Annotated in this window: 7 protein-coding genes; all 7 read right to left on the reverse strand. The window is 69.2% G+C overall.

The genetic code is table 11. The annotated features are described in order from the left end of the window. Positions 1-378, reverse strand: a 378-nt coding sequence (locus tag U9983_RS24710; RefSeq protein ID WP_322756310.1) for a permease, incomplete at its 3' end; no start/stop codon positions are given. A 25-nt stretch (positions 379-403) separates the two neighbouring features. After that, complete coding sequence (locus U9983_RS24715) at positions 404-1,480, reverse strand: glycosyltransferase family 2 protein (protein ID WP_322756311.1); 1,077 nt, start codon at positions 1,478-1,480, stop codon at positions 404-406. Between the two features lie 80 nt (positions 1,481-1,560). Continuing rightward, on the reverse strand, positions 1,561-2,412 hold the full coding sequence (locus U9983_RS24720; protein WP_322756312.1) for a carotenoid biosynthesis protein: 852 nt from the start codon (positions 2,410-2,412) through the stop codon (positions 1,561-1,563). After that, positions 2,413-3,165 (reverse strand): GNAT family N-acetyltransferase, encoded by a 753-nt coding sequence (locus tag U9983_RS24725; RefSeq protein ID WP_322756313.1) that lies wholly within the window; start codon positions 3,163-3,165, stop codon positions 2,413-2,415. Between the two features lie 336 nt (positions 3,166-3,501). Further along, a complete protein-coding gene (locus U9983_RS24730) occupies positions 3,502-6,168 on the reverse strand; it encodes an FAD-dependent oxidoreductase (RefSeq protein WP_322756314.1) in 2,667 nt (888 codons plus the stop codon). A 301-nt stretch (positions 6,169-6,469) separates the two neighbouring features. Then, positions 6,470-7,288 carry a spheroidene monooxygenase gene (locus U9983_RS24735; RefSeq protein WP_322756315.1) on the reverse strand — a complete coding sequence of 273 codons (819 nt, stop codon included), beginning with the start codon at positions 7,286-7,288 and terminating at the stop codon, positions 6,470-6,472. Next, positions 7,285-8,626: tetratricopeptide repeat protein (locus tag U9983_RS24740; RefSeq protein WP_322756316.1), on the reverse strand; the 1,342-nt coding region annotated here is incomplete at its 5' end. The genes U9983_RS24735 and U9983_RS24740, both read right to left, overlap by 4 nt.

Raw genomic sequence — 8,626 nt, forward strand, 5'->3', positions numbered from 1 at the left:
TTCGCATCCAGCCAACAACGCGCCGGATACCCCGGCCAGCGGCACGGCGAGCACGGCCCGGCGCGGCAGTACCCGGGCCAACGCGCCGTCGGGGACGAACGCGGCCACCGCGCCGCTGATGAGCACGCCGAGGACGAGGAAGGGGAACGCCTGAACCGTCACGGCCAGAAAGATCGTGCACCATGTACGCAGGCCCGGTGCGTCGGCGAAGACGACCGTGAGAGTAACAGCGGTGACGGTGACCAGCCCGCCCACGGCGGCCCCAGCGTTCGACAGCGGCGGAACGGCGTCGGGTGGGCCAAGGGAACGGACATCGTACACAAAGCAGACCGTAGCGGTTGGATACCCGACATCGGGCTCCCATCGTGTGCCGTTCACCAGCTGCATCACCGTTTTTCACCGGTCAGACGCGACGGCCCTTCCAGGTGGCGGTGCCGTGTAGCCGTCGAATCCAGGACAGCGCGGTCAGGTAGCCGTACACGCAGATGGACAGCGGGTGCGCCAGGGCGTCGGGCCAGGCCCGGCCGCCGGTGCGCCGTGCCGCGATCACCCGGCTGGCCACTGCCGCGACATAACCGGCAAGGCCGGCCCGGGAACCGCGCATCATGGCAATCGCCGGAAGCACGAAGAGCCAGGCCAGGACGCCGACCTGGCCGGCGCTTGCGCCGATGTTCCCGCCGGCGGCCCACAGCGACTTGGCATAGCCGTCACGCAGGGCCGGCCAGCCGTTGTACATCCTGGTACAGGCGATGTCCGTTCCGTCTGCGACGACCCCGTGCCCGCCCGCGGCCTTCACCGCCCGCAGGAGCGCGATGTCCTCGAGGACATGGTCACGGACGCGGGTGTGTCCACCGGCCCGGTGATAGGCAGCCGTGTCGACGCACAGGAGCTGGCCGTTCGCTGCGGACAACGACGGCCGCGGGGACCGTTCGGCCAGCCGCAGCGGCAGGAGCGCGAGCCACGACCACTGCAGGAGCGGCTGAACCAGCCGTTCCGCGAGGGTGTGGGCGTCCTGGCGGGGGTAGGGCGAGACAAGGTCGAGGCCGGTCGCGCGCAGCAATCCGACCGTCCGGGCGATCCCGTCCGGGGCGACGGTGACGTCCGCGTCGATGAAGACCAGCACGTTTCCCCGGGCCGCGTCGGCGAGCCGGGCGCACGCGTGCGGTTTGCCGAGCCATCCGACCGGCACTGTGCTGCCGTGAACCACCCGGACGCGGCTGTCACGGTCGGCCATCCCGCCTGCTAGCTCCGCGGTTCCATCGGTGGAGGCATCGTCATAGACGATCACTTCGAGGTGGGGGAGCGCGACCGATGCCAGCACCGCCGACAGGCATGGGACCACCCGCTCGACTTCGTCGCGCACCGGCAGCAACACGCTCACCAGTTCGGCCACCGGCTCGGCGCTCGGCGGGACCCGCAACAGGCGGGCGTTCACGGCGGTGTGGACAGCGAGCACGCCCGCTGCGACCGCGCTCGCCACCGGCGACAGCCGTGTCCAGCTGTAGGGCCGTGTCCAGCTGTAGGGCCGGACACGCGGACCTCGGGTCGATCGGTGGGGGGTCACGAGGTCGGCTGGTACTGCCGGCGCGTCGCCATCGCCGCGGCCCCCACAGCGGCGAGCAGCGTCCCCATACCGATCCCGCCGGCCAGGGCCACGTCGGGACGGTCGAAGAACACCAGGTTCGCCAGCAACGATGAGGCGTAGGTCCATCCGATCATGACAATCGGCAGTCGGTCGGCGAACGGACCGTCCGGGACGCCTCGCCGTCGCGGGATCAGGGCCAGGCCCCCGGTGATCAGGATGCCCACCACCAGCCAGCCGGCCGCGTTCGACAGGGGGATGCCGTTGAGAGCGGGCACATCGCCCGACCAGCGCCAGTAGCCGGCGTCGACCATCTGCGGGTCCAGGAAGAGATCCCAGGTTGTCAGGAGCCAACCTCCGACCAGCGCGGTCACCGCGACGCTCCGCCCTTGGCCCTCTGGTGTTCCGGGGAGTTCGGCCTCCGGCGATGCGACAGAACCACGCTCGCATCGCCTTTGGCCCGGTAGCCGGCGGGCGGCGTAGCGTCCCAGGGTGAAGGCCGGGTAGGCCATCATCGTCCAGGCTGGCGGGATGACCACGGGTACCCCGGCGACACCCGGCCCGAGGGCATCGGTGTAGACGTAGCGGCCGAAGAGGAGACCGGTGTGGACCCCGGCGGTCTCGGCGGCAAGCCCGCCGCCGGCGGTGACCAGGACCATGCTGGCCGCCCATCCGGCGCCGCGGGTACAAGCCGCGTGGATGACCGAGGCCGCGGCGAACGACAACACCGTCGCGACGGTGAGATCACGTCGTCCGGCACTTGTGGCCAGCGGATAGGCGATCTGTGCGGCGACGGTGACCGCGGCAAAGACCCATGCAAGGGCGGTCACTCAGACCGCACGAACCCGCCGGCCGTTGGCCCCCTGAGCCCGGCCGGTCGGCGGTTCGGCCGTGCCGCGGGACCGGGGTTGTTCCCCCTGGGCGGGTTCGGTGGCCGTGAGGTGCTTACCCAGTACCGCGTATTCGACCCAGCTGCCCGGGAACTGGAAGTTCGACAGCAGCGGCACAAAGCCCTCACTGGCATACAGCCGCCGGGCCCGGCTGTCGGGAAGCTCCAGCGCCGACAGCGCTGCTGTGCGTTGCGGAGCCTCGCGCAGCAGCTCCCGGATCAGTTCGCGCCCGACCCCCCGTCCCTGGAACTCCGGCAGGACGTGGAACTCGACGATCTCCAGGCAGTCGCTGAGCCATACCGCGGCGTCCTCGGGTTGCAGCGCGTCGCAGACGACGTCATGCCACCACTGGCCCTTCTGCCCGGGCAGGGCATACGCGAAGCCGATCAGGCGGTCGTCTGGCAGCAGCGCCGCCACCGCCCGCAGATCCCGACGCTCAGCGTGCCGGCGTGCGTGCATGGTTCGCTCGATGGCCGCCCGCGCCGGATCAGCCTCGTGGACGTCGAGGAAGGCGGCCTTGTAGACACCGATGACGTCGCTCAGCCGGGCACGCATCCGCGCGGGTGTCCAGCGGACCAGCCCGATGTGCTCCATCAAGCCTGCCTCCCTCGCGTCTTCGTCCTCGCCCCGCGCCACGGTGATCGGCCAGTCGCCGGTTGGCCACGCGCGGGGCGTGTCCGTCTCATACACCATCCAAGGTGCTCGACAATAACGGGTGCTCGGGGCGTTGTGCCCAACCCCGTTCCGCCGACACCCGCACGCGCTGGTGGCCGGGCCGGTGGGCGGGGCGGTGGGCGGGGCGATGGATGCTGGTCAACTCGGCTGTCCGGTGCCGAGCAGCCGCCTCCACCGCCGGTCCGGCCCGGTGGGCGACCGGACCTCTCGTGGTCCGACGTGGCGACGATCCACGGGATGTCGGACCACGAGATCACCGGTTGTTCCGCTCAGTTCAGCTTAGTTCCGCTTAGTTCTGCTTCGGGACGCTTCGATTCGCGGCGCTGCGGCCTGGGAGACGGTGTCCGACTCGGATCAGACCGACACCGGTACCGAGGTGCTCCGCAGGCTGGCCCGATCCGGGCGCAGCGCCAGGTGGATCCCGCCGCGTTCGCCGGCGAGCAGGCCGTCGAGCAGGATGGCGAGGGCCGGTGCCTGGACCGCGCCACCCGCGTTGGTCCCGGCCGCCACGACCACCTGCCCGCCGAAGGCGTCCACGGCTTCCAGCACCGGCAGGCCGTCCGGGGTCATCGGACGTTCGCAGGTGCGGCGGTCGAGGATCCGGTGCGGTCCGTCCGAGCCCTGCGGCGGGGCGAGTAGCCGCCCGACGATGTCCTCCAGCGCCGCCATCAGTTCCGCGACCCGCGGATCGTCCGGCGCAGGCCGTGCGAGCCCCAGGTAACCGAAACCTCCGCTGGCGTGTATCAGGGCGGAGTCCGGGGACAAGGTGATGTTCACGACCCCGATGGGGTCCGGCGCGTGCACCTTGAGGGCGTGTCGCAGACCGGGGTTGGGCAGCGTCAACGAAACTCCGAGAACGTGCTGGACCGCGCCGGCTGATGGTGCGTCCTCGCCCAGGAGGGCAACCAGATCACGCCCGCCGATCGTCACGATGACGGTGCCGGCCCGCATGGTTGTGCCATCGTCGAGGACGAGTTCTATGGTGCCCGATTCGGCGTCCGATTCGGTGCGGGGATGGTCATCGGAGCTGTCGTGCGAACCGTCGCCGGGAAGATCATCAGGAAGGTCGTCGGAGCTTCCGGCCGGGTTGCCGTTCGCGATCCTGCGCAGGGACCGTACCGGACTACCGGAATGCACGGGTACACCAGCAGCTACGACCAGATTACCGATGGTGTCGGCAAGTTGGTGAATGTTGACGGCATACCCGTCGACCTCGACAGCGCCGTGAACGGACGCGACGGATACGGGGGTCGAGTGATCCAGGTCGGCGACCCGGTCGGCGGTGGCTGTGACGAGCGCAGGCCAGCGCAGCGCAATCTCATCCGGGCCAAGGACCCTGGCTGTGGAGTTGATCGCGCTCTGCAGCCGCATCCCGGCGGCGAGATCCGGCGCAGACAGGTAACAGCGGGGCAGCCGGGCATCCCTGCGCAGCCGATCGAAGGCGTGCGGGTAGGCAGCGAACAATGCCTCCCAGCCGCGAAGGCCCAGACGGTTGAGACCGATCGCGAGATCGACTGTGAGCGCACGCAACCCGGCACGGTCGGTGAATTCCTCGAACGCCGTGACCCAGTCACGTTCGGTATCATTGAGGGTGATCGGGTCGCGTAGCTGCCATCCGCCGTCCGTGGGCGGGCGGCGCAGAACCGTGCGCCGGGATGCGTCGGCGTGCGGGATCGTCTCGGTCAGCGACAGGTGGCGCCCGTCGGTACCGCGGTAGGTCGTGCCCTGCAGGTTGGGGTCGGTGCGGTCGGCCGGGGCCGCGTCCAGTACCCGCAGCTTGCGCCAGCCGGCTGTGTGCAGGCTCAGGGCGATGGTCAACCCGACGATCCCGGCACCGATGATCACTATCTCGCCGGGATCGATCCGATGATGACGCCGGCCATGCTCGCGACGGTCAGCCGTCGGTTCGGCGCCGCACCCCGCCGGTGCGGTAGTTGCCGGTGCGCTGGTTGCCGGTGCGGTGGCCGCCGGCCCGGGGGTCCGGCCGGCGTCCAGGCCGGCGAACAGATCGGCAACCTCGCTGGTGGCCACCACGGTGAGGACCGCCTGGTCAAGATCTTCGGCACAGCCGGGCATGCGCATCGCGGCTGAACTGACGGTGAAGCCCGGACGCAACGCTGTGCCGTCGGGAAACCGCTCCAGGATCCGCTGGCGCAGGGGGTCGACCAGCCCGGGCGCATTGTCGATGACAACCGTCAGCTCGCGTCTGGAGTAGGCGTGCATGATCGCGTCTTCGAGGAGAACCTCCGGCTCGCAGATCGCCACGATCCGGGTGCCGGCGAATGCCTTGACGTGGTTGGTGCCGACGAGTCCGTCGGTCGGGTGCAGGCCGCTGGTGGTCAGCGGCACGGCGATGCTGAGCAGGTCGGAGCCGGCGAAAACGGTGGCGACGTCGGGGGCGAAGGTGACGGTCGCGTCCGCCGGCGCGTGCGCGGACAGCCAGTTGACCCGCGCCTGTGGGTCGGCGGTCAGGGACGGTGTGTGAACGAGAATCCGATGACCTCGGGCTGCGGCGGCCTGCGCGACTCGCCCGTTGATCGCGCCGGCGCCGATCAGGCCCACGGTCACCGTGCCGGGATCCAGGTGGGGGTCAGGTTCATCGATGAGCAGCGCGTTGACGACGAAACGGGCGATATGGCGAGCGTTGACCTCGGGAGTGTTGACGACCGTGATGCCATGGGCGGCTGCGCAGTCACGGTCGATGGCCGCGAGTGAGGTGCCACGGCGAACGATCAGAAGTCCATTAGGATCTTCCTGGGCATGAACCGCCGCGGTCCAGGCGGCTATTGCGGCCGCGTCCACGGTGTTCGCGCCAACGATCAGGGTGTGGGGTCGCAACGTCGACAGCGCCTCGGGCAGCGCGGACGGGGTGGCTGCGAGGTCCGCTCGTAGGTACACCGTCGGAAGCGACGTCAGGGACAGTCGGGTGGGTTCGCTCACCCCGGTCGCGATGAGGACCCGGCGGGTGTCATGCAGCTGGTGAGAGTAGACGCGTACGCCGGACTCGGCGGGTGTAGACATTCCTGTTTCCTTCGGCTATCAATCTCAAGTGAAACACGGCTACCGGAAGGCATGTTTATGGTCTCGTGTGTAATGAAGGGTCCTTGTAGTGGCGTGCGTCGCGGTCCGGCTCGTGGTGAAGATCTGCGCTCGGCATAACTTCCAGCGTGCCGCATGATCTTCAATGGTTGGTTAACGGTGTGGATCTTTTGGTGACCGACGCCACTGTCGACCCGACTCGTCCGTCATGATCGGATGACGGGGGTCGGGAATTTTCGTCCCGGCTACCGTGGGGCGTCCGAGCACGCGGGATAAACCATGATCAGGTTTTTCGCGGTTGCTGCCGGATCGGTGAAACTGATCCGCCAGGTTCGGGCCCCTGTTCGGATCGTGCCAGCGGGTCACGGCCCTTAACTGTTCCGTGGGTACGTAGAACGGCGAAACGCGCAAAGAGCTCTTCCTTGTACCAGCCGCCGTCGACAGTGCGGCGAACGACATCGGCATGGGCCGGGCTGCCGTAGGCGAACCGGCACAATGCCTCGGCATCGTCCCAGACGCTGAACGTTCCCAGCAGGCCGAGTGGTGCCTCGCCGATCCCCACCGCGAACCGCAGGCCCTCGCATCGGGCGAGGTCCTCGGCCACCGGCGGCACCGCGCGCCAGAAGGCGGGTGCCCGCCGCAGCGACAGCCTGGCTCTGGTGATCGCCGCAATCGGATCCGCCGGGTGCGTCAGACCCGCAGGCTGCGTCACCGGATCGCCGAACGGACGCTGGCGGGCCCACCTCCCGCGGGACGACAGCGGGTGGAGCTCAGCTCGCCACCGTTCGTGTGCGATTGCAGACCATGCGCCGATCATGGCGGACCGTTCGAACGCGGCCGCCTCGCGCGCGGAAGCCCAGACGGTCAGCAGACCCCAGCGCAGCACGTCGGCGTCGCGCAGACCGAAGGTCTGGCCGCGTCCGGTGCCGAGCGATCGGGCGAAGACGACGCCGGTCGTGCGCCGCAGGTGCCGGCGGTCCAGTGCCATTCTCGCGACTGCGTGTGGGACATGACGGGGATGCACCCCCCACAGGTCGACAGTCACCAGCGGGCAGCTCTGTGCCGCAGCTTCACCGGTTTCGCCGCCGCGTCCCACGGTCATAACCGTATCGTGGGGCCCACCGACCGCAGCGGTGACAAGCGCAGCACGCCGTCGTGTTCCGTCCCGTACTTCTGGGCGAAGAACACGCGGAGACGGGAGGCGTCGTCACGACAGAGCAGCGCACGGCATCTCCCCAACGTCAGCAGGGGATGACGGCCAGACCCGGCGACCTGCGTGAGAACGCCGTCCGGGCCGCTGTCGCGGACCAGCCGGGCCAACGTGTCATCGGCCACGTAGACCGAGTCTTCGATCCGCACGTATTGCACGGTGAGCGCAGACGAGCCGTCCGTTCGCGAATCGATCAGCAGCGGTAGCCCCAGATAGTCGTCAAGCCCGGTGCTGACCTCCGGGCCCCACAGGCTGTCGAAGCGCTGCTCGATGAACTGGACGAGGGTGGAGTCGACCGTCGTCTCATGCTGGGTGGAAGCCGCCGAGGAGCGACCAACCGGATACGTCGACACGATGGCCCCGTTGTCCCACCGGTGGTAACTCGTCAGTGGTTGCTCACTGTAGACACGCACGGACATCCGGTGCCGCAGGCGCGGGTCCAGACCCGTTCGGATGGCGTCGAGCCGGCGCAGGTTAATTCTGATCGTGTCAGGGACGTTGACGCTGCGGCTTAGATCTTCCTCTCGTTGCGCGGCGGCACGCGAGTCCGGGTCGAGCAGGAGGATCTGCACCAGTGCACCGCCGTCCAGCGCGCTGCCCACGGCCGTTGCGAACCCCGGCTCATGCTGGGGGGCGACCAGGTCGGTCCACGTGTTGAGGACCCGCACGATCCGCCGGCTGGCGGCGGCGCGGCTGATGAAGTAGGCGGGGTCGAATCCGCCGAGCAGCCGGCCGGCGCCGAACTGGGCGGGCCTGACCGGTGCGGTCGAGGACAGTCGTTGCTCCGCGACGGCGAGTTCCGCAGAGCCGGTCTTGCGTAGCAGGTTGATGCCCTGCTGCCAGGATCGCCGAGCGCTGGGAAGGTCGTCCATCCGCGCGAGCATGTCCCCGCGGCTGATCAGGATGCGCGGCTCCCACAGCGGATCCGGCAGGGCCGCGAGCAGGGTCAGGGAGTCGTTGTACGCGGCGAGGGCGCGTTCCAGTCGCGTCTGGCTGCGGTAGAGGTCACCGAGGCGGCGCCGTGCGTACGCCTCCAGCGGCCGATTGTCGAGATCCCGCGCGATCGTCAGGCTCATCGACAAGCAGGTGATGGCCTCGGAGAGTTCCTTGCGGTTGCCGTGGCACATGGCCAGGCACACCAGCGTTTCGGCCTCCGCGGCCGGGCTGTTGGACTGGCGGAACAGCTGCAGCGCCCGGTCGAAGAACTGCGCAGCCTCATCGTACTGGCCC

It is taken from the genome of Protofrankia sp. Cas3 (genome assembly GCF_963555955.1).
Taxonomy (GTDB): Bacteria; Actinomycetota; Actinomycetes; order Frankiales; family Frankiaceae; genus Protofrankia.